Source organism: Heyndrickxia sp. FSL W8-0423, assembly GCF_038009395.1.
Lineage (GTDB): Bacteria > Bacillota > Bacilli > Bacillales > Bacillaceae_C > Heyndrickxia > Heyndrickxia sporothermodurans.
Genome location: NZ_JBBPBE010000001.1, coordinates 1,997,812 through 2,022,563, shown reverse-complemented (window position 1 = coordinate 2,022,563; position 24,752 = coordinate 1,997,812). Strand labels below are relative to the sequence as shown.

Below are 24,752 nucleotides of genomic sequence, written 5' to 3'. Positions count from 1 at the left end.
AAACTTAAGATATCCAATCGCTTCCCCCGTTTCAACTATATTTACAAACCAGCGCAGCTTCCTTTTTTAAATTTCAATAATGATAGGCACGACCATTGGCTTTTTCTTCATTTTGTTAAACACATGTTGCTGAATGGATTTTTTTATTTCTCTTTTCAATACTTTCCGTTCGCTTCGATTTTCTTCTTGCAACTCATTAACTATTCTAGTAGTTAGTTGCTTTACCTTTTTTCTGAGTTCTGAAAAATCACTGTCCGTAAATCCACGGGACATCGTTTCTGGTTCAGAAAGCATTTTTCCTTCTGTTTTACTTATCGTTAAAACAACGATGAGCATTCCATCTTCTGAAAACTGTTTACGGTCCCGTAACACAAAATCCCCTACGTTCCCAACATCACCACCGTCTACGTAAGTATTCCCAACAGGTATATGGCGGGTCTGGCGTGCAATTCCATGTTCAATATCAATAATATCACCATTATTGATAATAAACGTGTTTCCTTGTTCAACTCCAACAGACTCAGCTAATAAACGGTGATGGTGCAGCATTCTAAGTTCTCCGTGAATGGGGACAAAATATTTAGGTTTCATTAAGGTAAGCATTAGTTTTAAATCTTCCTGATACCCGTGACCGGAAACATGCATGCCGGATGAACTTCCTGATCCATAAATCACCTTAGCTCCAATAGCATAAAAATTGTCCACAATACTTGTTACACTTTTTTCATTTCCAGGTATTGGACCCGCTGCAAGAATAACCGTATCTTTTGGTAAAACTTCGACTCCGCGAAAGTTTCCAGTCGACAGCCGGGCAAGTGCAGCCAATGGTTCTCCTTGGCTCCCCGTACATAATATAGCGACCTTTTCAGGAGGCAGTTCATTGATGTCATTTTGATCGATTAGCATTCCATCTGGAACGGTTAAGTAACCTCGTTCGATCGCGACCTCAACCACATTCACCATACTTCTCCCAAGCAGCGCTAGTTTTCGATTTGTTTTGTATGCTGCATTTACAACCTGTTGAACACGACTAACATTTGAAGCAAACGTAGAGAGAATAATCTTTCGTTCTGCATTCATGAAGGCTACCTCCAAATGATCCGCGACCATTTGTTCAGATGGAGTCAAGCCAGGGCGTTCGGCATTTGTACTCTCAGACAATAAAAGAAGCACCCCTTCATTACCGATATCAGCCATTTTATGAATATCCGGGCGCTCCTCCCTTTGCTCAGGCGTTAAATCAAACTTAAAGTCCCCGGTATGTACAACATTCCCCTCTGGTGTACGAAAGACGATTCCCAAGCAATCAGGAATACTATGTGTCACTCTGAAAAATTCTACGCGTATTTTTCCGAATGCCAATTTTGAGCTTGCGTTGATTTCAACGAGTTCGCTTTCTCTTAAAAGTTTATGCTCTTTTAATTTGATTTCAATTAATCCTAATGTGAACCGTGTTGCATAAACGGGGACGTTTAATTTTTTCAAAAAGAACGGAATTCCTCCGATATGATCTTCATGACCATGGGTGACAAGTAAAGCCTTTACCCTGTCTTTATTCTCTATTAAGTAAGTGATATCAGGAATAATCAAATCAATTCCTAATAAACTTTCGTCTGGAAATTTGTTTCCACAATCGATAATAATGATATCGTCTGCATATTCAATTGCATACATATTTTTCCCGATTTCATTCAAGCCGCCTAATGCGAAGATAGATAAGATATTCTCGTTTGTACTCACCTTAATATCCTCCTACTATAAAGATAAGCTTAGTATGTCCTTTGTTTTTTCCTTTATCAGTGACTGAATGAAAGACTTTAAGCAAATTTAAAACTTTGTAAATATATAAAGCTTACAAGTTTACTTAACGTGGTAAATCCTCTTTATACGTTTTGCGAATATCATGAAGCTTTTCCATATAAGATAATGACTTTTGATCTTTTCCGATTTCAATAATTAAGTTTTCCATTAAAAATAATGGAGCGATCATTGAATGAAACTCTTCTTTCGCTCCTCGATCAGCATATAAAATGAGATCATATGGTAAAGGTATGTCCATTACAAGCTGATCACTAACGATAATCGTCTTGCATCTATTTGCTTTGGCATGTTTTAAGAGGACTTCTCCTTCCTTTAATACCCTTCCAAAACAAAATAGTAACACGAGGCACTCTTTATCCATTTGAATCAGTTCTTCGAGCATTTCACTTCCCATCCATCTAATCAAACGGACATTGATTCCAAAACGGCTTAGTCGATAGCTTAATAGCTCTCCCAGACTAAGTGAAGGTCCTGGAGCATAAATAAAAAGACATCGAGCTTGGCGAATTGCTGCTATTGCTTGTTCAAACTGCTCACGCTGAAAATGGTTTAAAGTTGTTTGCAGATGATGAATGCTGCGATTAAGATGATGACTTTGAACATCCGTATACTCTAACTCAACCAATGTATTTACCATTTTCTTGGCTGGTGTAATTTCTCGTTTTTCTTTTATGTATTGCTTATAAGCTTTTAAGCTCTTAAACCCTACCTTGCTCCAAAAGCGTGAAACAGAAGCAATACTTACTCCAACCGTTTCCGCAATTTCTTTTTCCGTAGCAATCATGACGGTTGATTCATTATGTAAGATCCATTGTGCAATTCTCATCTGACTTTGCGATAGATTTTGTACATCGAACATATAGGAGTCACCCTTTTTTTCATTATACTAACATACTCTGATAAAAAAATTTCAAAATGAAAGAAAATGATAAAAAATTTACCTAACATTAACATGAAACGTATGTCTAATTAATATTCACTGACTAGAATGAGGGAGAACTTACAAAAGGAGGGATTCACTTGAAAAAACAAGATGCACTTACTCAATCGCAAAAAATGATGGTCTTTATTTTAGCAATGTCTCTTTATGGTTTGTCGAACATGATTACTGAACTTGTCCCGTCTATTTACTTAGGACCCGTGGAATTTTCCATTGAGTATTTTGCCTTTATTCCGCTGACTATTTGTATTTTGTTTCATCCGTTCTATGCCGCTGTAGGAGCTTCCCTTGGAGAAGTGATCTTTGGAGAATTAATGCTTGGACAGTTTGGTGGTTTCGGGGAATTAGAAAAATTTATCTCGTTCTCATTAGCTATGTATATTGCAGGGGTTATGGTTACAAATCCTAAAAACAAACTCCAAGTTGGAATTGCAGCCATGTCCGGTGTTGTGATTCACCAGCTAATCAGCATGATGGTTGATATTGGTAAAGTGTGGATTGGTGTGGATGATTTTGAAGCAATTGCTGGTCTTCCAGAAAGTGTTGTAATCGTTGAAGGGTTTTCCTTCTTGAATGATGTCTTATTTTCCGGCATTCTATTCGCCTTGCTTCCTACTCTGTATCTGGTACCGCGTCTTTATGGGAAAATTGAGCCTCTGCTTGGGATGAAACCGCGCACGCAGCAAAATGCCCATTCTATTCGTGGAATCTTACATCCGAAGCTTGTCATCGCATCAGTCATATTAGCATTTTCCGCATTTGGATTTGAGTTTATTTCTGAAACCGATTTGAACATTTTTGAATGGGAAGCCCCCTTCGCTGAAGACTCTGAATCAATGTTAACTTGGATTAGTCTTGGTATCGCAGGCATCATTTCTGCCATCGTTATTTATACAATTGTTTCACGTTCTAAAAAAGAAAGGAAAAAGACAGCATGAACACAGTGATTGATATTCAAAATGTGACCTTTACTTACCCTAGTGAAACAAAACCAGTTCTGCAAAACATAGACGTAAAAGTTGAACAAGGTGAATTCCTTGCAATCATTGGTGGGAATGGAAGCGGAAAATCAACATTATGTAAATTAATGAATGGTCTCATTCCACATTATTATACAGGTGATTTTGCAGGATCTGCTGCAGTTCATGGATTGAATGTGGTGACAAGCTCTGTCGCAGAACTTTCAGGACATGTTGGCTATGTATATCAAGATTTCGAGAATCAGCTTGTCCAAGCTAGAGTATTGGAAGACGCCGCTTTTGCACCACTTCATTATGGTTTTGAAGACTATAAAGAACGCGCACGTGAAGCACTTCAGCTTGTTGAACTTGATCATTTGGAGAATGAATTTGTCTGGCAGCTTAGTGGCGGCCAAAAGCATTTGCTAGCACTAGCAGGCTGCTTAGCACTTAATCCAGATATTATCGTCTTAGACGAACCGATTGCCCAACTCGATCCATTTCATGCAAAGAAAATGTATACCATTCTCAAAAAACTACATGAACAGCATCAGAAAACCATTATTGTTATAGAACATCATACCGAGTTTATTGCCGATTATTGTACCTCTGTTTTGTTGCTGGACAAAGGACAATCGGTATGGAAAAAACCTGTTAAAGAGGCTCTTACATCTGTTGATGAATTAACAAAGCGTCATATCTATCCGCCCCAGGTGACTCAGGCAACTTATACACTTGGTGATACCGCTTCTCTTCCTATTACACTAGATGAAGCAGAACTTCATTTTGCAAGTAAAGTACAGCGTAAAAGGCCACAGTTTATTCAAAGAAAGATTGACAATCAAGGTGAGCCTGTAGCTTCGTTTCAAAATGTCGCATTTTCATACAAAACAGTTGATCGTTCATATAATCATATTTTACAAAATATCAACTTATCTTTCTATAAAGGTGAGAAAGTGGCCATTGTAGGCAATAACGGAGCAGGAAAATCGACATTAATGCGTCTTATGACAGGATTTCGTAAGCCCGCATCAGGAGTTGTGAAGGTGATGGGAAACGAAACGACCCGACAATCACCAGAACAACTAGCAGATCAAGTAACTTATATTTATCAAAATCCTGAACAAATGTTTATTGAAGACTCTGTTCGCAAAGATGTGGAATTCTTTTTAAAGGCACGTAAAAGAAAGGGATATAAGGAAAAAGTAGATCACATATTGGAACTCTTTAATCTTACGGATTTGCAACATAAAGACAGTCGTCTCATGAGTGGTGGTCAGCAACGCCGCGCTTCACTCGCAATTGGTGCAGCGATGGATCCATCAATTATTCTCTTAGATGAACCAACAGCGAATCTCGATATCGCAACACGGAAGCACCTGACCCAATTTATCAATCAGTTGGAGCACCATACTGAATTGGTCATGATTGCGACTCATGACATGCAATTAGTGAGTGAATGGTCGACACGCGTGATTGTAATGAATAATGGTGAAGTGATTTATGACGGCAATAAAGAAGGCTTATTTTCAAATTTACCTTTAATGAGAATAGCAGGTATCATTCCGCCCCAGATTGTTGAACTCAGCCATATGCTTCACCTTTCACCGGCTGCGTATTCAATCGACTCATTTGTTGAAATTTTTCAGGAGGAACGCACATGGACTTTGCAAAAAGCATGATTGATAAGTTAAATGTTGAACAAATCAAAATCGAACTAATGAATACAGCTTATGCAAATGATCAAACGTTTATTTCCAGAATCAATCCTCGTATTCTATTTATTTGGTATGCACTATTTGGAATCGCACCATGGTTTATCCATAATGAAGTGATATTATTTGGACTGCTGGCAGCAACGATACTAACGACAATCATGACAAAGGTAAGTCGGTTGATTTTACTAATCTTAATTCTTGGTTTGCTTGGTCAAGGTGGCTATTTATTAGTGGCTTCCCTTTTCTTCGGGGGCGATTGGAGCATTTTGCAACCATTGTTAATGCTGACAGTTAAGCTTTCAGTAGTCTCATTAGCAAGCATAACGGTTTTTTGTTCAATGACACCGGAGAAACTTAGTGTCGGATTACTAAGTATTGGTGTACCAGGACAAGTAGCGTTTTCAATTTCATATGGTTACCGAATGCTCCCATTGCTACTTGAAGAATATAATCATGTTTTCATGTCTTATCGATTACGAGGTAAAGCTCCTTCTAAAAAAGGGATATTATATTGGCGATCGATTAGTTATTTCATTAAATTAGCTGTTATATCGTTCTATCCGCTGCTTTTAAGCACGGCTAAACGAGCACGTACTACCGTAGAAGCACTTGAAACAAAAGGAAGTAAAAATGCATTTAAAAATCCGAAAGTAAAAAAACTGAAGCTTGCCTCTCTACAAATGGGTAGAAATGATTTTGCGTTTCTTTTTATGAGTATTTTATACTTCACTGTCCTGTTTGTAACAGGAAACCACTACTATCAGTAAAGGAGTTGTTCAAATGAATATTGATTTTCACACTCATATTAAAATTTCAAAGAAATCCAGCTTTTCGCCAAAATACTGTCAGGAAATGGTGACAGAAGCAAAAGCTGTTGGACTAGATGCCTTTGCCTTAACCGAGCATTTTAATACTTCAAATTTTTTAGAGGTCTACGATTATTTAGATTCACAATTTCCCTATCAAGAGGATTATTATTCAGTGGAGGGGCTAAAAATCTTCCCTGGTATGGAAGTAGATGTGAAAGAAATTGGACATATATTATTGATCAGCAAGCGTGAATCAATTATCGAGATGTTTCATCATTTAAAGCCGCATCTAGAGGAAAACAAATTCATCCCTTTTAGTGATTTGATGAACCTGACAGAATCCTTTGAAGTGATTAAAATTGGAGGTCATCCATTTCGTCCCGACACTCCTTTGACCCAGCATGAACCGGATCAGTTGAAGAGACTGGATGCATTAGATTTAAACGGGAAGGATCTTCATTCGTTAGGAATTGAGGTCAACCAGGAAAATGTGTTCCGATTCGCAGAGGAACTAGGTCTCCCTGTTGTGGGAGGAAGTGATACACATCAGTATTTGCAATACGGTTCAGTCGTAAATACATTTGACGTTCCCTGTTCAACCATTTCCGAACTAAAGAACGCAATCGAAAATAAACAATACGCTATCGCCATCTCACCTGATTTACACTTACGCGTAAAATCTGCCTCATTGACTAAAAAATTGATGAAGGAATTGCTAGCAACCCAGAACATTGTTTGTTAGAGGAAAAACAATTTCCCCCTTTTTTGATGGGGGAAATTGTTATTAAAATCTACTACAGCTCTCCTGTTTCCAATCGAAACCCTTCAACTACTACCTCTTCATCAACCTCTAATAATAGGCATCTCTTTCCATTATAAGTAATATACTTAACATTTTTGAGGTCTTTTGGGTTAATCGTTACATTGGCAATCTTCGTTTCGATTTTAATTGATTTCGGAATGACACTGCTAGCTTTCATTTCGTATTTTTCGTCGTATACAACACTTTTGAAGGCATGTTCGACTTTGTCTGAGTTTACATTTTCTACTCCACTTGCCTCTAAAATTCGTTCGATGTCCTTGGAGTCCAGTTTAGGAGGTTCACTTTCTTCATTTTCTTGATTCTCCTGTACCATTTTATCAACTTCCTCATAAACATTCGAAATAACCTTGGAATCCACTTCGTCTCCTACTACTATTTTTAAAATTTGATCGAATGTATCCTTTTCTTCTATTGCTGTAATGATCTCTTCACATTGCAGGACATCCACGATAAACATTTCATTTGGTTGATTCACTTTTCCACCATTATAAAGAATATGATTCACATCAGCTGCATTGTCATTAAAGGCAGGAAACAGAAAACCGGCTAACGGAGCCGCTAAATTTATAATCGGATCGACGGCATTATTCGATTTAAATTCTTTCTCGATATAATCAAAAAGCAATGCTTTTTTCGGCTGATCGGTTTTATTCAGACTGCAAAGGACAAACTCACTGGAGTATACCTCATCATCCCCTCCTTCTTCCGATTCCATATCGCGCTTCCTCGTTGCCTTTTGATATTCTCCTCTGATAAAAGTTACGACTGTATCAAACTCATACTTTGCATGTGCAAACATTTTCTCAACGATCCGGAGCATATTTTCATTCCAAGCTTCCGTAGAATCCGCATGTAATCCGTTGAAAAGAACCATTTGTGTGCTCTCTTCCACATCCCGTCGAAATTTAAGTTCAAACAGCTTGGAATCAAGCCCCCCTGTCAACACCTTTTTAAAGTTGGTTAAAAACAATTCTTGCGCTTCCTGCTCTAACATTTCGAACGGCTGGCTAACTTGATGATAAATCTCTCCTGACTCTTTCTTTACATATACGTTGAAAATTTCTCGAATTTTCATATATCTACTATTTAATTTAAATTGATTTCGAATACTTGCGATGTCTTTTTTATTCATTTATCTCATCTCCCATCCCCGATTATACTGTTAAGATAAAAAAATAGTAATACTTGATATTTTTTCAGTTTTTATACCACAAAAAATAGAGTTACAAATTCACTAAGAAAATGGAACTCTATTTTTATGCCATCCTTAATTTCATTTTTATATTATAGTTATCTATAATTTTAAAAGTTAAAAGTTCATGTTTCAATTAATAAAGGCTTTCGATTTCTATTACTGTCCTAATTAGGAAAGATATCATTCTTTAATTTAATAACTCTAAAACCACATCTGAAATCCTATGTCTTAATACTAATTGTACTTTTCTAGCTTTTATATTCAATTCTCTAATATCTTCTGTTTGCTCTTCCCAAGATAATTTTGTTTCATTTTCTAAGTTAACCACTTCATTTTCTATCCAGTTTTTATAATCTTCGTAAATTTTTTCGACTTTTAATTCACTTTTGAATGGTTCAGGTACTTGATAATGCAAATTGACAAGCCATTTTTTGAAACCTCTTTCTCCTTGGTCAACAATTATTTTGTTAAATTCCACAAGTATTTCTTCAACAAGTCCTTCGGGGAATTTTTCATATCTCATTTTTTGTTCTAAGTTATATAAAGTAATTTCATCTAAATTTTTATTCTCCATCCCTAAAAAATCATAATAAAATTTATTTAGTTTGCTCATAAAAACACCTCCACAAATAACTACTCTTTTAAGCTCGTCTAGGTTCTTATATCGATAACAAAATTATCGAAACCTGTATGATAAACAATGGTATTCCCCTTTGATTTAAACAACTCTTTTGTAGCTAATTTTGAATCTGTAATATTGATCCGGATATAATTTACGTACCTCTTCCCACTTCATTTGTTTATCACTCATTGTTATTGTATATGTTAATACTATAGGTATCATTGGATAATCAAAAACAAAACAGACTAGCAAAATATATAACTAGTCTGTCCTACCTTTTCTTCAAGATTAAGTTAACTTAATGAGTGGTAATTCATATCTGTTAAGATTGCATTAACCTTATCAAGACGTTTTTTTGTTTGTTCAGGATAATTAATTGCAAGAGCACTGATTATATAATCTGCAACAAACATTGCTGATACAGCTGAATTATGAAAAGCGATACTGCTTGAGTTACAAGGCAATACTAAGTCTGAATGCGAGGCAAGTGGCGATGAATAACTGTCAGTAATGGCAATGACTTTTACCCCGCTCACTTTCGCTGTCCGAGCAAGGTCAATAATTCTTCGTGCATAACGCGGGAAGCTGATAGCAATCACTAAATCATTTTCATCCATATTGACTACACTATCTACCCAATCACTTACATCAGCTACAACAAGGCTCGTATTACCAAAAAGTCGGTTTAGTCCATGAGTTAAGTATTGTGCAACTGGCAGCCCACTCCTGACACTCGTACAAATAATCCGGTTAGCCGACAAAATCATTTTTTGCGTATGTTCAAGCGTTTCATGTGAAATCATTTCAATCGTGTTTTGAATATTTCCAATCTGTTTTTCGGCGTATCGACCCCAAAGATCGTTCTCTTCAATTCCTTTTATATTTGCTTCAAGTCTTGTATGAGGAGCAGCCTGGTTCCGCAAATTTTCTTGGAGTCCTTTTTGAAATTCAGTATAACCTGAATAGCCAAGGTTAAATGTTAGTCGCATGATCGTTGTCGTGCTTGTTTTTACTATTCCTGCAAGTTGATCTACCGTCAAAAAGGCTACATCAAGTGGATGTTTAATAATGTAGTCCGCTACTCTTCGTTGCGTTTCTGTTAATTCGCCAATCTTTTGCTGTAATTTCACAATTGGATTTTCCATATCATCTCTCCAGACAGGTGGGTATTGTAGGAAATTTTCCACCTTGATTCATTCGAGAAAATATTATCACGATTTTGCTTTCTTGTAAAAAAACTATCTGGACTGAAAGAACCCATCGAATTAATAACACCGTCATCCCCAACTGCAAAAAAAAGAAAAGCAGACGGACCCGGTCGGATTCCAGCCTGCTTTATATTAGCGAGCTTGTTCTAATTCTTCACTGAATTCATCTGAAGAATATACATTTTCTTCGGCCACTTTTTCTTTAGGGAAATAACCGAGAATGTAACCAAAAATACCGGCAATAGCACTAATCATGAATGTCGGATTAGCAAACACGTCCCACGTTTTCACGATTAAATGACCTTTTTGGAACAGGACACCAGCCAGTTGACCAAAGACAAGACACGTCCCGCTGATTAAAAACAACAAAAGACACATTTTAAATAAAAAGGCGATAATCTTTCTCATTATTTCACTCTCCTTTAGGTTAGGACTGGTAAGATACCCATTGCAATCAAGTATCCAATCAATAAAATAGGAAGTACATAATATAAAACTAACGGAACGAATGTTTTTTCTGGACTTGCACCTGCTAGCGAGGCCGCAATAAAGATTGATCCGGAAGCCGGAGGCGATGCACCTTCTGTAGATGCAAAAACGAGAATTGCGACTACTGCAAGCAAGGGATCAACACCCGCTGATACCATTGCCGCAAAAGCGACTATTCCGATGGCGGTTAATGTAGCTGTTGATGACAATGGACCAGCAACGAGTGCAACAAGGATCGATATAAGCAGTACCATTAACCATTTAGAAATTGAGATAGACCCCATTACAGTTGTTAAATCTTCGGCAAGACCGAGATCTGTCAGTACCTGACTAGACGCATAAGCGAAGACAAGTAATGCGCCGATCGTTGAAAAGCGAGGAATTGCTTTATTTAAAAAATCAGACCAACCCGATGCTGTTTTCGGTAACTTAGTCCATCCGACCATCATGCTGATTAAAATAATTAAAATTGGGATCCACGTGATAAGAGAGATACTATTCATTGCATCTTCACCAATACTTGGATTCTTCATAAACTTTTCTGCAAGGGGGCCGATCGTGACGACAATCGGAATTAATGCCCCAAAGAAAATCAATGTTGACTTCCAGCCTGTCCTCAACGCTTCTTTCAACGGCTAAATAAACTCAGGTGAAATTGCTTTAATATTATCACGCTTAACAAAATATAAAATTAGGAACACACGATAAATAACTTGATAAATTCCTGAAATAAACAGTGCTACATACAAGTCCCCCTCTGATACAAGAGCTGCAATGGGAGCGAACCCAAGCATGATGAACATCGATGCACTAGGTGGTAATGCTGCACCGAGACCGCCATTTCCGGCTACAATCGTAGCTGCTCGTTCCCTCGTGAAATTGGACTGCACCATCCAGGGCGCTGTTATGGAACCTGTCGTAGCCGTATTTCCCGAGTTTGATCCTGCAAGCGTTCCCATTATTCCAGATGCAATTGTATCAACGTATGCAGCTCCACCAGGGAGACGACCAAGCACAGAGTTCAATATTTTTACCAGACTAGCGATGATTGCCGTATGATCAATGACATACGCCATAAACACAAATGCGATAGACGCGTACAAAACTTCATTAGTAGCAGCAAAGAGGAGACCACTCCATATTAAATCAAAGAATTTTGTACCCCCAAACATAGAAGTTGCAATAAAACCTGCAAGCATTGCTTCTGCAATATTACGTTTTAGCACCAGATTCCAAAAAATAATGATGCCAATGAATACCAGTAATGCCCATATTCCAATCCCCATTCCTGCACCTTCTTTCTAAATTTTCAAAATTATTTCTCCTCAATTAGTCACTGAATTTTTATGTTGTAACCTTAAATGCCTCAATTACCTGCCGCCAGTGATCAGGCTTTTCGCCATGATACTTCTCTTTTAAATTTAATAAAGCAAGTTTTTCAATTTTTGCTTTGGCTGCTACGGACATCGATGAATCAATCTTGGCTGATTCTAGCATATCAATTGTGCCGCCAAGCTCAATGGAACGTCGAGTTGCATGAAGTGCTGTTCCCGTCACGAGCCGATTCATTGTTTCTTCAAATGTTCTGCCGTTAATCGTTTCGCTCAGTGAATCAATGACAAGATTTTCGACATTAAAATGGTGAGCAGCTTCTAATAATTCAATATACAGCCCCACGACTCCTTTCATATAAATGCTTCGTATTAATTTTGCAGCAGTTGCTTCACCGGGTATTTCGCTAACCTTCTCGATATTCATACCATAAACAGACATCATTTCAATAAAAACATCCGTTCCATTACCACTGGCAAGAATAGGCACTTTATGTTTATAAACTGGCAAAGGTCCCATCATCGCAGCATCTACAAATTTTCCGCCGGAATTGCTTATATTTGACGATATTTGCTTTTTGACTTTCGGGTTTGCAGCCGTAACATCAATATAAATGCTTTTATTGTTAACATGTGACATTAGTTGTTCACTTACTTCAAGCGCCTTATGTGCAGGTACTGCAACAATGACAGCTTCTACTTCTTTCATTAACTCATATAATGATTCTACCATTGTCACATTTGACACTTTAGCCCTGTTTCGAATAAGTTCGCTATATTCCGGCACAATCCAAAGTGGATCATATGCCTTCATCTTTCCTATTCCTTGCTCGTACAGGCCAGACGCTAATTCAAAGGCTGCCTCCCCAAATCCAATGAACCCTAAATTCATTTCTTTTCTCTCCTTTAAAATCCAAACTCTCTCATTTTTTCTGCTAGCCATTCTGGGGCAATATTGATATTATCTGTATTTCCTTGTTTTCTTCTCTCCTCATAGCTAGCAATTATCTGCAGACGTTTTTCCTCATATTTAAGTTTTGCTTCCGCTTTTATGAGTACGTTTTCAATTTTATCTTTTGGGACAACAACGACTCCGTCATCATCTCCAACAATTAAATCACCTGGATTAACGGTAACTCCCGCACAGGAAATTGGTATATTAATAGCACCAGGTCCATCCTTAAATGGCCCATTAGGAATAAAACCTTTTGAAAAAATTGGCAGCCCAATTTCACTAAGCATTTCTTTATCACGGACAAGCCCATCAATGACAATTCCTTCAAGACCAAGTGCTTTTGCTGCTCCGGCCATTAACTCACCCAGATAAGCATTTTCTGTATGCCCTTTTCCATCTGCGACAAGCACATATCCCTCTCCCCCGCAGTAAATTCCCTGATGTAAAAAAAGATTATCTCCTGCTCTCATATCGACTGTTAAAGCAGTTCCAACTACTTTCATCCCCGACGAGACTGGCTTAACTTTGTAATCCATTGAACCAGTACAACCTAGAGCATCTGAAATAAGTGTTGTATTTAGTTTTTTGGCCCTTGCAATAATTTCTTGAGACAAAAGCGTTGCTGAATGACTCAATTGCATACACTCCCCTATTTAAGATAAATGTTTAACTTCTCAAACCTATTTTTCTACTTAATAGAATGATAACGGTTTCAAAAGAAGCGAAAAAATTTATCGATTATCATTGTAGTAAAAATAACACTTTTATTATTTTGTGTAATATTTATTATTACATTAATGAAATAGTATCATCGTTATTTAACGATGTAAATAGTTTTTTAGCGTTCAAACTGTAAAAATAAAAAAAGTCTTCACGAATGAAGACCCATAATACAAAGTTGTTTCAATTTTTCCCCGATACGCTTTATGACTTTGGCTTATTGGCAAGTGCTTTATGGTCGGCCGCTTTCGGTGGTTCTTCCAGAAAAGCATGTTTAATCATAAGGTTGGCACCATCTTCCGCATATAAGGCAATTTCCGCTGAAAGGCGTGTATACAAGGCACTTAAATCCATTCGTGCACATGACCCAGCAGCGGTACCGTAATTTGCGATTCCTGCGGCAATCAAAGTAATTGTATGAAACATCATCAATTTATCAGAAAATGGTGCAACCGTACTGTCTGAAACGTAAGAATTCCAAGGCATAGAGGTGGGAAGATCACCGTTAGCTAAGATTGAACTAAACTTTTTAATATGCTTGTTGGAAATTCCCTTTCCTTCTAAAAAAAATTGTTTGACGTCCTTATTGTGACACACTTGGGCAAACCCGGCCATCAATGCTTTTCCCATTGCGTTTGTTTGAATGTTGATGTAAAGATGTGTAATTTCAATCGCTGTTAATGGTCGTTTATGAGAACCTAAAAAATCAAATAGAAAACCTTGTTTATTTACATAATCAACCTTATCCGGACTTGGTATATGCGGCGGTCGGACATATACACCTTTTGATAACATAACTTTTCTCGCCTTATCATGTAATTCGGAAACGGAAACAAGTAAATTTCTAAAAAAATCACTTACGTCCGAACGTGCAGAAACACCTATTGCTATACCAATAGTCGCCATTGCAACAATCTCTAATTTTTGTATATACATAAGAATAAATACGTCGGAAAACAATCTCGGAGCATTTACATTTACATCTTCATCAGTAAAACCGACTGGTATTGTGCAATTTTCTTTTTTAAAAATCTCCGTAATAATGTTGATGTCGTTTTCTGCTATACTTAGGGAATTCTCGATAAGAGGATGGATTTCTTTATCCTCACAAATATTTTTAAAATATTTCATGACACAAATAGCTAAACTATCATTCATATATTGAGTCCATAGAAAACCCATTTCCGAAGCAGTAAGCGGAATATTATGTTCGGTCATTACTTTTTCACGTCCTTCTAAATATCGCTATTGCTATATTTATGATGGTATTAAAACCGAAACATTATTCATTACGGATGAGTGAAAAGCATGTCATCCTAGATGGATTGTATATCGAGTTTGATAAATAAGCGGAAAAATTTCTCTTAATTCAGAAATAGCACTGAAAATACCTTAAATAGACAGAAAAATTCCGACTATTCACTCAAAAAACGTGAAATTAAGTCATTTTTCTTTGCTTAATCGGAAAAATTCCGCTTATATACCACGATTTGAGCTCCATTCTGCTGGCTATCCGGAAAATATCCGCTTATTTTGATGATGTTTGGTTGCTCAAAAGGACATCAATAAGTAAAAAAAATCAACAAGTTGACTACAATTTTCTAATTACAGTAGTAATATCCCATAATCGTTGATATATTAGTGGAAAATAAGAGACCAAATCATATTCGATTTGATCTGCTAATTGCTTTATTTAAGTAAGTATTTCCTAACCCCATATTTCTTTAGAAAGATCCACAATATATTTCAACTTCGCCCATTGCTCTTCTTCCGTTAAAATATTCCCATGATGCGTAGAGGCAAAACCGCATTGCGGGCTGATACATAATTGCTCTAATGGTACGTATTTTGTTGCTTCTTTCACGCGTGCTTTGATCGTCTCCTTCTCTTCTAATGTGCCATGCTTCGATGTGAAGACTCCCAGAACGACTTGGGGACCGCCATTTGGAATGTATTCCAAAGGTTCGAAATCTCCCGAACGATCGTCATCATATTCTAAGAAAAATCCGTTGACTTTTTCCTTTGCAAATAAAGTTGGCGCGATTTTTGCATAACTGCCTTCAAAAGCCCATTTCGATCGGTAGTTACCACGGCAAAGATGAGTCGTTACAATTAAATCTTCCGGTTTATCCTCCAGTACGCCATTTGCAACCCGTAAGGCCAATTCGATTAATTCTTCACGGGAATAACCGCTATCATTAAATGGAATTTCCGGTGCATTAAGACCGGCAATGTAGACATCATCTAGCTGAAGATAACGGCATCCGGCATCATAAAAGGCGTTGATTGACTCACGGTATGCTTGAATAATATCATTTGCATATTCTTCAATATCTGCATAAACTTCCAAGTTACGAATACCGGCATTAAATAATTGATTAGGACTCGGGATCGTTTGCTTTGCAATGGCACGGTCACCAACTATTTCTTTAAATTCAATAAAGTCCTTTATATGTGGGTGATGAGGATTAAATGAGATTTTTCCAACTACTCGAACATCGTATCGTTCGGTTTCCTCCCCTTTAAACTTAAAGCCATGCTCTGGGATATAGCCTTCTACACCATTTAAATGCTCTAGAAAATCTGTATGCCAAAATCTTCGGCGGAATTCTCCATCTGTGACAGCTTTCAGTCCGACTTCGATTTGTTTATCAACAACTTTTTTAATCTCGTCTGTTTCAATTTCATGTAGTTCCTGTGCTGTAATATGCCCTTCTTGGAAATCCTTCCTGGCCTTATGAATTCTCGCTGGTCGTAATAAACTTCCCACATGGTCTGCTCTAAATGGAGCTTTAATTAATGTTTTTGTCATTTTATTCTCTCTCCCTTAAGTATTTTTTATCTATCATTATGGCAAAATAGCAAATGAACGGACTGGAAAACCTGTTGCTTTCTCAGGCTTTGGACTAATATTGAAAATAACAGCTCCTTTGGCTGGCAGCTTATCTAGGTTAGTCAACAATTCTACTTGAAATGTATCTTGCTCAAGCACATAGTATTCACCAACGAGGGAAGCATTTTTGCGAAAATCAACAGCAGCATCTGTATCAAATGTTTCATGTCCGACAGCTTTAATTTGTCTTTCTTCAAATAAGAATTTTAAGGCTTCTAGTCCCCAACCCGGTGTGTGACTATTTCCCTCTTCATCTTTATTTTCAAATGCCTCCTTATCAGGCCAACGTTTTCCCCAGTCAGTGCGTAAAGCCACAAATGAACCTGCTTCAATTTTTCCATATTCTTCTTCAAACTTGAGGACATCATCAACGGATAAGATAAAGTCATTATTTTCTTCCGCTTCCTTCGATTTATCAATCACGATAAGAGGCAAAACGAGTTCTTTTAACTCTAGCTCCTCTAGATAACGTTTGTTGCGAACGAAATGTATCGGGGCATCGATATGTGTTCCATACTGACCTGGGAACTGGAAACTTTGTGCAAAAAAGCCGTCATCATGGGTGAAAAGTGTTGTGAACTCCGCATCGTCAAAAGCTGAGAAATGTGGGGAATTCGGGCCAAAAGTATGTGTGAGATCAACCCATTCCTTCTTTTGCAGTACCTCAAATGCCTTCAAAAGCTCATTGTCTGTTTTTACTGTTGACATTAAATCACCTCATATATAAATTTTTAAAATACTAAAAACCCCTCTTCTAGAAAACAGAAGAGGGGTGAATAAACGAATACATTACCTGCTCCTCTTATCTTCTAGCCTTACGCTACTGGAATTGGCACAGTACTTAAAAAAGTCCGCTGCCGAGGCTTCAAAGGGCCAGTCCCTCCACCTCTCTGGATAAGAAAATTCGAAATATTAAGTTATGGGTTTACTATACAGTTTAGAGAGGAATTTGTCAACATGAATGGATAAAATATTTGAGATTGCATACTTAGAAAGATTAACATTTAAATAGAATAAGCTAGCTGGAAACGAGGAAAAACAGCCTTGAACCCCGTATGATTACTGGTTCTATGGCTGTTTTGTTTTGTCGTAGAGTTTTGAATAATGTTTAAGAGGAACTTGATCAACAAAATTAAAGTAAGAAGTACTTCATACAGCGTTTATGAGGTACATGGTTTTCAAAATTAAAACAAGAAGTGCTTCATACAGCGTTTATGAGGTACATGGTTTTCAAAATTAAAAAAGAAGTACTTCATACAGCGTTTTTTGAGGTACATGGTTTTCAAAATTAAAACAAGAAGTGCTTCATACAGCATTTATGAGGTACATGGTTTTCAAAATTAAAACAAGAAGTGCTTCATACAGCATTTATGAGGTACATGGTTTTCAAAATTAAAAGAAAAAAAGGACATTACATATTAGTCATTAAAATATGTAATATCCTCGATAAATGTATTACTTTGTTCCAGTAGAACCATGTCCGCCACGGTTGGCATTTCCAAGCGATTCAACCTCAACTAATTCTACCGTCGGCATTTTTTTCATGATTCGGAACTGACAAATACGGTCGTTCATTTCAATTACGGTATCTCTTAGTGCATATGCGGGGAAAAACCATTGATCTTGATCACCTTTATATGATTCGTCAATGACTCCCATGGAATTCGTTTGGATGATTCCAAAATTCTTGAACGTACTTGAACGAGGGACGACATGTGCTTCGTATCCTTCGGGAAGTTCCATTGCAACGCCAAGCGGAATTAGTTTGAATTCATCTTTTTTTAATTCGATAGTTTTGGCTGCACGTAAATCTAACCAGTCACCTTGGACAATTTTATCGATTCTTATTAATTTTTCATCAAAATATTTAATCTTAATTTGTTGTGTTGACATGTTTTTCTCCTCTACTTCTAAAGAATAGCGATGGGTTGCCCAAAAAGCCCCCATCGCTAAGCTGTTTAATAGTCATAATCTGATTCTTTCATATCCTCAACAACTGACAGTAAATAGCCATTTCCCACTGTTGAGAAGAAATCGTGATTCGTTGTTCCGGTAGATAATCCATTAATAACAATCGGATTCACATCATCTGCTGTATCAGGGAATAGTGGTGCTAAACCAAGATTCATTAATGCTTTATTGGCATTATAACGAAGGAAAACTTTGACATCTTCCGTCCAGCCCACTTCGTCATATAAGGACTCTGTGTACTTCACTTCATTTTCATACAATTTATAAAGCAAAGAGTATGTCCATGATTTCATCGCTTCTTTTTCCGAATCTGTCAATTGCTCGAAACCAATTTTAAACTTATATCCAATATACGCTCCATGTGCCGATTCATCTCTGATAATTAGCTTGATGACTTCTGCTACGTTGATTAATTTTGCTCTACCTAAATAATATAATGGTGTGTAAAATCCGGAATAAAATAAAAATGATTCTAAAAAGACACTGGCTACTTTCTTCTCTAACGGAGTACCGCTCTGATATATTTCATCAATGATACGCGCTTTCGTTTGAAGAAAATCATCTTCTCTCGCCCATCTAAAAATATCTTCAATTTCCTTTTTTGTATTGAGTGTGCTGAAAATCGATGAATAGCTTCGCGCATGCTCGGATTCCATAAATTGAATATTATTAAGTACCGCGATTTCATGCTGTGTTTTTGCATCTTTCCGCAATGCATCAATGCCATTCTCCGATTGGAGTGTATCGAGCATCGTTAGCCCGCCAAATACCTTTTCTACTAAACGTTTCTCAGGATCAGGAAGCTTCGTCCAATCAGATTTATCTTTAGACACAGGCATACGTGTCGAAAGCCAGAATTGTTCTGTTAATTTCTCATACGTCATTTTATCCATAATATCTTCAATATTATTCCAATTTATTGCATCATAATAATTCCATTCCATCTAAAGTCTTTCCCCCCTTAAATACTGCAAGATTCACAATAGTTCGCACCTACTTCAGTTCCATCATCCGTATACGTCCTGATGTAATAAACTGATTTAATGCCTTTTTTCCACGCATAATTTCTCAAGATATTCAAATCTCTTGTTGTTTTCTTCGTAGGATATTCACTGTTATTTTTCCATTCATACATCCCAGCTGGTAATTCAGATCTCATAAACAGCGTCATACTTAAACCTTGATCGACATGTTTTTGTGCTGTTGCATACGTATCAATTATTTTTCGTTGATCGATATCATAGGCAGATTCATAGTAAGGAAGTGTTTCAGTCGTTAAATATGGTGCTGGATAATACACTTTTCCACGCTTTCCTTCGGTACGTTCCTCAATTCGTTGAGTAATTGGATGAATGGAGGCAGTTGCCTCGTTCACATATGAAATCGATCCTGTCGGCGCTGTTGCAAGCCGATAGGCATTATATATTCCATATTCCATAACTGATTCTTTTAATTGTTGCCAGTCCTTATGATGTGGAATAAAAATATCTTTAAATAATTCTTTCACTTTTTCATGTTTAAATTCAAAATCCGGTTCGTTTAAATATTTGTCAAAATATTCACCTGTTGCATATTTCGATTTTTCAAACTCATAGAACGTTTTTCCCGTTTCGATTGAAATTGCATTACTTTCAACGAGCGTCCAATAGTTTAATAGCATAAAATAAATATCCGTAAATTCCAATGCTTCAGGAGATCCATAATAAATTTTATTTTTGGCTAAAAATCCGTGCAAGTTCATAGCTCCCAAGCCAACTGAATGATACATATCATTCCCATTTTTTACAGACGGCACGACATCAATACTCGAATGATCGGTTACGTATGTTAAAGCACGCAGCATCGTGCGTACGGATTTTCCAAAGTCAGGTGAACTCATGAGATTGGTGACATTCGTTGAGCCTAAATTACAGCTGACATCATTCCCTAATTGAGCAAAAGTTTGATCATTATTTATCATGGAATCCTTCTGCACTTGAAAAATTTCCGTACACAGATTAGACATGATGATCGTTCCGTCAATAGGATTGGCGCGATTCACATTATCGATATTAATGATGTATGGATAGCCGCTTTCATTTTGAAGATTGCTTATTTCTGTTTCTAAATCTCTCGCTTTGATTTTTGATTTACGAATATTAGGATTTTCAACCATTTTGTCATATTCTTTCGTAATGTCTATATATGCAAATGGTTTTCCGTAAACTTTTTCAACATCGTGCGGTGAAAATAAATACATATAATCATTGTTTTTAATTAATTCATAGAATTTATCCGGTACGATGAGGCCAAGTGATAAAGTTTTGATCCGCACTTTCTCATCAGCGTTTTCTTTTCGAACAGATAAGAAGTCAACGATGTCAGGGTGGAAGATATTTAAATACACAACACCTGCACCATCTCTCGCTCCGCCTTGATTGGCATAGGAAAAGGCATCTTCAAACATTTTCATCACTGGAACTACTCCATCAGCAAGTCCATATACACCTCTGATTGGATCATTATTCGCACGAAGATTCGATAAACTAATTCCAACGCCTCCGCCTAATTTGGATAATTGCAAAGCAGAGTTGATGCTTCTACCAATCGAATTCATATCATCGGAAACCGTTAAGAGGAAACACGAAACCATTTCCCCCGCTCTTTTTTTACCAATATTTAAAAACGTAGGGGTTGCAGGTTGATAGCGCTGGTTGATTAATTCGTCTGCTAAGTCAAGTGCCAATTGTTCATTCCCATCGGCTAAAGCAAGTGCATTAAAGGCCAAGCGATCTTCATATCTTTCTAAAAATCGATTCCCGTCATCGGTTTTCATTGCATATTGGGAATAAAACTTATAAGCACCCATGAATGAACGGAAACGAAATTTTTTATTATAAATACTTTTAAATACTTTTTTGACAAACTTCCGATCGTATTTATCTAGAAAATCGGATTTAATATAATCATTTTCAATTAAATAATCCAACTTTTCGTCCAATGAATGGAAGAATACTGTATTCGGATTAACATATTCTAAAAAGTATGCTTTAACAGCTGCCTTATCTTTATCTAATTGGATTTTTCCATCTTTAGGCAAATTTAATAGATTGTTAAGCGTAAAATACGTATCCTCTTTGACCTTTTTACTTAATTCCGGTGCTAGCAAGTCGCTTCACTTCCTTCTTAAAATAAATAACATCTTCATCTGTTCCGCTAAATTCAAATGTAAAGAGTAATGGTTTATCATATTTTTGGGCTAAATCCCGTGCGTTAAAGCAATAATTATGATCAAAATTCAAATTACCGCTGCCAACAAAGCCAACTAAATAGTCGAGGTTATTTTTATAGTTAAGAAATGAACTAACGATATCTGTAATTTCATCATCATAGGATGGGGCAATTAAAACAAATGATTCATGAACCTCAAAAAGAGGATCCGAGTAGTTGATTTCAACAGATTCCAGCCCGGTCCTCTTTACAAAGCTCCTAACATTCCCAGTTAAGGAAAGATAAGCAATTAACATTTAACAGCTATTGCTTTCAATTTATCCGGCTGAAAACCGGTAAATGGTTCTTGCCCCTCTACTATCACTACTGGCATCTGACGTAAATTTAATGTATTTACAACGTAATCAAAAGCATTTTCATCTTCTTCTACATTGAATGTTTCAAACTCAATTCCTTCCCCATTTAAGACAACCTTTGTCATATCACATTGAGGACAACCATTTTTCGTATACACTGTTACTTTCGACATTTTATTACCGCCTATCTACATTTTTTTCGTCTATTAATATCTGATTATAGCAAGTTATGACGAGAATTTCATCCCATGAAGCTGCTAATTATTTTTTTGCAGAAATAGAAAGAAATACACTTGACAAGGGATTTTTAAGAGGAAATAAAACAAAAGTGGAATACTGCTAGTGCTAGAGGGGGATGGGGGAAATCTTTAATAACTTTTTTGTCACTCTCAACTCCAAAACTTTCGTTAAGAAAAAAATATTTTGAGAAAATTATTTTTTGTGACAAGCGATTACAGGAAAAAAACTTTTCAAAGGACCTGTAATCGTCTTGTCTATTAAACCACGTGATAGTTCTTTACCTCTTAAGATTATTTGCTCACCATTTCCAATTTATTTTCATAAAATTGCTTATTTATTCTAAAGTTTATGTTACTTTTTATAATTGCAAGCTGATTAGGATCAGATATCATGATTGATAGTTCAAATTGAAGATTGTTAGCCCCAAAGCCAACAAAATTCACAAATGGTTCCGGATCCAATAAAACGGCCGGTGAGACTAAGCTTTCCTCTCTCGCAATCTCCATAAGTGATTCTCTTACTTTTTCTGCATCTGTTCCAATATCAACAGTAAAGGGTATCGATATTCGCAGTCTAGGATCACTAAACGAACGGTTAACAACCTTTTCTCCTAAAAAGTAGGAATTCGGAACAATAATATGTTCATTGTTAACTGTTTTAATGATCGTCGCCCGCATATTAATTTTTTCCACGTCGCCAATAATGTCATCAATAAGAACGCGATCCCCGACTTTTATTGGACGTTCAAACAGAATAATCACACCAGAAATAAAGTTGGATGCAATGTTTTGCAGTCCAAACCCAATTCCGACACTGATGATGCCAGCAAACATCGTTAATGCACTAAGATTGATCCCCACTGTCGTTAAGCTGATAATAATCGCAATAATCATAATGGAATAATGTACAACTCGGTCAAATGTATATCTCGTGCCTTTATCTAAGTGGTATCGATTGTATATCCCAGGCAATAAAACATTCGTTGAAATTTTTGAAAGTCGACTGGCTAAAGAAATAATTAAAACAGCCACAATAATTAGAAATAGCGTTATATCCACCTTGCCGAATTTAAATATCTTGGCAAACATCCATTTTGCTTTTGAAAAATATAGAAGCAAAAAGAGAAGAGTTCCATAAAAAGTAAACCAATTTACGATGCTTCTCAACGCAGCATGATGTTTGGGAAGCTTTTTGAGAATCGTAAGAAGAATCCATCGTATGATCAACATTCCCATTACAACAGCTGCAATAATGATTAAGCTCATATAATTAAACGAATGAATCCAATTTTTTAATGTTTGAATATCCATGTTTTCACCTTCATTATTTTATGCAATTTTCTCTTTAGCTGAATAAAGAGCAAACTCCTTATATATTCTAGCAAATACTTGAAAAAGAAGTATGGGTATAAAGTCCGTAAATGAAACTTAAAATCGTTAGCATTACAATTTAATTAGCAAGCTTGGGATTTTTCCAAAGAATTAAAGGAGAAGATGTACAAGTTCATTAGAACGCTAATTTTTGGGTTTGATAGATAAGCGGAGAAATTTCCTTTATTTAAGAAAAAGCATTAAAAATACCTTAAATAGGCGGAAAAATTCCGACTATTAACTCAAAAAACGTGAAAATGAGTAATTTTTCTTTACTTAATCGGAAAAATTCCGCTTATTTCCCTCGAACCGAGCTCTATTCTGCTGTATAGCCGGAAAATTTCCGCTTATTTTGATGATCTTTGGTTGTTAAAAAAGGACTTAAGTAAAAAAATAGTATACCATAAAACCTTTTTGCAATTGTTACGTATATTTACTATCTAGTTTTTCAAAGAAAGGGTGAAAGCGATGAAATCAAAGTCTATCAATCGATTGTTCACCTTAAATAATGTAAAGACCTTAGGGGAACGGATTGGCATGTTCTTTATGATCCTGTGCATAATACTTTTTATTTTGACGCTTATCATTTTTGGTATTTCATTTTTCTTCAAAAATGATTGGATTGTTCATGAGATTATTCAGCTGATTAGTGGTGTTTGTTTCACATTTGTTTTCTGCTCGATCTTTATCACAATAATTTTTATGACCCGCAATTGGATTTGGAAACTATTAGGTATTTTTATAACGATTGCTTTTTTCTATGCTGCCACTCAACTCATGGTAAATGTGAAAATGATCTATAAAGATAAGATCGCTTATGAAAACAAGCAATTTGAAAAGATCATTGGCATCCCGAAAGAGGTGGAGTATGATAACCCAGAGTCTGGACCGCGAGTGGTGTATGAAATTATGTTTGAAGATGTAACCATTCAAGCTACCCATCTATGGATACGCCAAGATTATTTTGAAAAAAATATGAAAGGGAAAAGACTGGAAGTTTTCTATTTACCGAATAGTCGTTATGCGATGGATGTCCGTGTGGCTGAGTAATGAAGAGTGACGGGTGTTTTGTGCCATTCTCCGTATAGATCTTGTTCATGATTACTCTTTGAACTCATCTCT

General features: G+C 36.5%; 22 protein-coding genes, 1 pseudogene and 1 riboswitch. Of the genes and pseudogenes, 5 read left to right on the top strand and 18 right to left on the bottom strand.

The window, feature by feature from the left end; genetic code table 11:
- Positions 1-66 precede the first annotated feature (66 nt).
- Together MKY81_RS10215 and MKY81_RS10210 are read right to left on the bottom strand one after the other, a co-directional pair.
- Positions 67-1,740, bottom strand: coding sequence for a ribonuclease J (locus MKY81_RS10215; RefSeq protein ID WP_066232789.1), 1,674 nt, complete (start codon positions 1,738-1,740; stop codon positions 67-69).
- A gap of 124 nt (positions 1,741-1,864) precedes the next feature.
- Positions 1,865-2,680, bottom strand: coding sequence for a MurR/RpiR family transcriptional regulator (locus tag MKY81_RS10210; protein WP_066232792.1), 816 nt, complete (start codon positions 2,678-2,680; stop codon positions 1,865-1,867).
- Positions 2,681-2,877: 197 nt separating this feature from the next.
- Here MKY81_RS10210 and MKY81_RS10205 point away from each other — a divergent pair, with 197 nt between their 5' ends.
- From MKY81_RS10205 to MKY81_RS10190, 4 genes are read left to right on the top strand one after another with little or no spacing between them, the layout of a single operon-like run.
- On the top strand, positions 2,878-3,699 hold the full coding sequence (locus tag MKY81_RS10205) for a cell division protein FtsQ (RefSeq protein WP_066232861.1): 822 nt from the start codon (positions 2,878-2,880) through the stop codon (positions 3,697-3,699).
- Positions 3,696-5,402 (top strand): ABC transporter ATP-binding protein, encoded by a 1,707-nt coding sequence (locus MKY81_RS10200; RefSeq protein ID WP_341117694.1) that lies wholly within the window; start codon positions 3,696-3,698, stop codon positions 5,400-5,402. The genes MKY81_RS10205 and MKY81_RS10200 overlap by 4 nt, the downstream gene beginning before the upstream one ends.
- Positions 5,381-6,205: an energy-coupling factor transporter transmembrane component T family protein gene (locus MKY81_RS10195; RefSeq protein WP_341117692.1), complete on the top strand. Its 825-nt coding sequence runs from the start codon at positions 5,381-5,383 to the stop codon at positions 6,203-6,205. The genes MKY81_RS10200 and MKY81_RS10195 overlap by 22 nt, the downstream gene beginning before the upstream one ends.
- Before the next feature lie 13 nt (positions 6,206-6,218).
- Positions 6,219-6,989, top strand: a complete 771-nt coding sequence (locus tag MKY81_RS10190; protein ID WP_341117691.1) for a PHP domain-containing protein — start codon at positions 6,219-6,221, stop codon at positions 6,987-6,989.
- 52 nt (positions 6,990-7,041) lie between these two features.
- On the opposite strand, the gene MKY81_RS10185 is transcribed toward MKY81_RS10190, so the two are convergent.
- From MKY81_RS10185 to MKY81_RS10110, 16 genes and pseudogenes are all read right to left on the bottom strand, one after another.
- Positions 7,042-8,202 (bottom strand): DUF4317 domain-containing protein, encoded by a 1,161-nt coding sequence (locus MKY81_RS10185; RefSeq protein WP_108073630.1) that lies wholly within the window; start codon positions 8,200-8,202, stop codon positions 7,042-7,044.
- A gap of 250 nt (positions 8,203-8,452) precedes the next feature.
- Positions 8,453-8,878 (bottom strand): hypothetical protein, encoded by a 426-nt coding sequence (locus MKY81_RS10180; protein ID WP_108073628.1) that lies wholly within the window; start codon positions 8,876-8,878, stop codon positions 8,453-8,455.
- 302 nt (positions 8,879-9,180) lie between these two features.
- The gene (locus MKY81_RS10175) at positions 9,181-10,032 is read right to left on the bottom strand and encodes a MurR/RpiR family transcriptional regulator (RefSeq protein WP_108073626.1); all 852 of its coding nucleotides are present in this window, start codon (positions 10,030-10,032) and stop codon (positions 9,181-9,183) included.
- A 195-nt stretch (positions 10,033-10,227) separates the two neighbouring features.
- Positions 10,228-10,503, bottom strand: coding sequence for a hypothetical protein (locus MKY81_RS10170; RefSeq protein WP_108073625.1), 276 nt, complete (start codon positions 10,501-10,503; stop codon positions 10,228-10,230).
- Between the two features lie 14 nt (positions 10,504-10,517).
- Positions 10,518-11,870, bottom strand: a pseudogene (locus tag MKY81_RS10165) (TRAP transporter large permease subunit).
- Positions 11,871-11,928: 58 nt separating this feature from the next.
- Entirely contained in the window at positions 11,929-12,807 is an 879-nt protein-coding gene (locus tag MKY81_RS10160) for a prephenate dehydrogenase/arogenate dehydrogenase family protein (protein ID WP_108073621.1), read from the bottom strand.
- Between the two features lie 14 nt (positions 12,808-12,821).
- Positions 12,822-13,511 (bottom strand): RraA family protein, encoded by a 690-nt coding sequence (locus MKY81_RS10155; RefSeq protein ID WP_181294722.1) that lies wholly within the window; start codon positions 13,509-13,511, stop codon positions 12,822-12,824.
- Between the two features lie 283 nt (positions 13,512-13,794).
- On the bottom strand, positions 13,795-14,808 hold the full coding sequence (locus MKY81_RS10150) for a DUF3231 family protein (protein ID WP_108073620.1): 1,014 nt from the start codon (positions 14,806-14,808) through the stop codon (positions 13,795-13,797).
- Positions 14,809-15,298: 490 nt separating this feature from the next.
- A complete protein-coding gene (locus MKY81_RS10145; RefSeq protein ID WP_066232811.1) occupies positions 15,299-16,402 on the bottom strand; it encodes a 5-methyltetrahydropteroyltriglutamate--homocysteine S-methyltransferase in 1,104 nt (367 codons plus the stop codon).
- 36 nt (positions 16,403-16,438) lie between these two features.
- The gene (locus tag MKY81_RS10140) at positions 16,439-17,191 is read right to left on the bottom strand and encodes a cyclase family protein (RefSeq protein ID WP_341117689.1); all 753 of its coding nucleotides are present in this window, start codon (positions 17,189-17,191) and stop codon (positions 16,439-16,441) included.
- A 91-nt stretch (positions 17,192-17,282) separates the two neighbouring features.
- Positions 17,283-17,384: riboswitch (SAM riboswitch) on the bottom strand.
- A 554-nt stretch (positions 17,385-17,938) separates the two neighbouring features.
- Positions 17,939-18,376 carry a dUTP diphosphatase gene (locus MKY81_RS10135; RefSeq protein ID WP_341117688.1) on the bottom strand — a complete coding sequence of 146 codons (438 nt, stop codon included), beginning with the start codon at positions 18,374-18,376 and terminating at the stop codon, positions 17,939-17,941.
- A 65-nt stretch (positions 18,377-18,441) separates the two neighbouring features.
- Positions 18,442-19,398 (bottom strand): class 1b ribonucleoside-diphosphate reductase subunit beta, encoded by a 957-nt coding sequence (nrdF, locus tag MKY81_RS10130; protein WP_108073612.1) that lies wholly within the window; start codon positions 19,396-19,398, stop codon positions 18,442-18,444.
- A 17-nt stretch (positions 19,399-19,415) separates the two neighbouring features.
- Entirely contained in the window at positions 19,416-21,602 is a 2,187-nt protein-coding gene (nrdE, locus tag MKY81_RS10125; protein WP_108073610.1) for a class 1b ribonucleoside-diphosphate reductase subunit alpha, read from the bottom strand.
- Positions 21,580-21,960, bottom strand: a complete 381-nt coding sequence (gene nrdI / locus MKY81_RS10120) for a class Ib ribonucleoside-diphosphate reductase assembly flavoprotein NrdI (RefSeq protein WP_066232821.1) — start codon at positions 21,958-21,960, stop codon at positions 21,580-21,582. Before nrdI ends, nrdE begins: the two co-directional genes overlap by 23 nt.
- The gene (locus MKY81_RS10115) at positions 21,954-22,193 is read right to left on the bottom strand and encodes a glutaredoxin domain-containing protein (protein ID WP_066232825.1); all 240 of its coding nucleotides are present in this window, start codon (positions 22,191-22,193) and stop codon (positions 21,954-21,956) included. The genes nrdI and MKY81_RS10115 overlap by 7 nt, the downstream gene beginning before the upstream one ends.
- Before the next feature lie 357 nt (positions 22,194-22,550).
- Positions 22,551-23,570: a mechanosensitive ion channel family protein gene (locus tag MKY81_RS10110; RefSeq protein ID WP_341117687.1), complete on the bottom strand. Its 1,020-nt coding sequence runs from the start codon at positions 23,568-23,570 to the stop codon at positions 22,551-22,553.
- A gap of 528 nt (positions 23,571-24,098) precedes the next feature.
- On the opposite strand from MKY81_RS10110, the gene MKY81_RS10105 reads away from it, so the two are divergent.
- Complete coding sequence (locus MKY81_RS10105; RefSeq protein WP_341117686.1) at positions 24,099-24,680, top strand: hypothetical protein; 582 nt, start codon at positions 24,099-24,101, stop codon at positions 24,678-24,680.
- Positions 24,681-24,752: the final 72 nt, after the last annotated feature.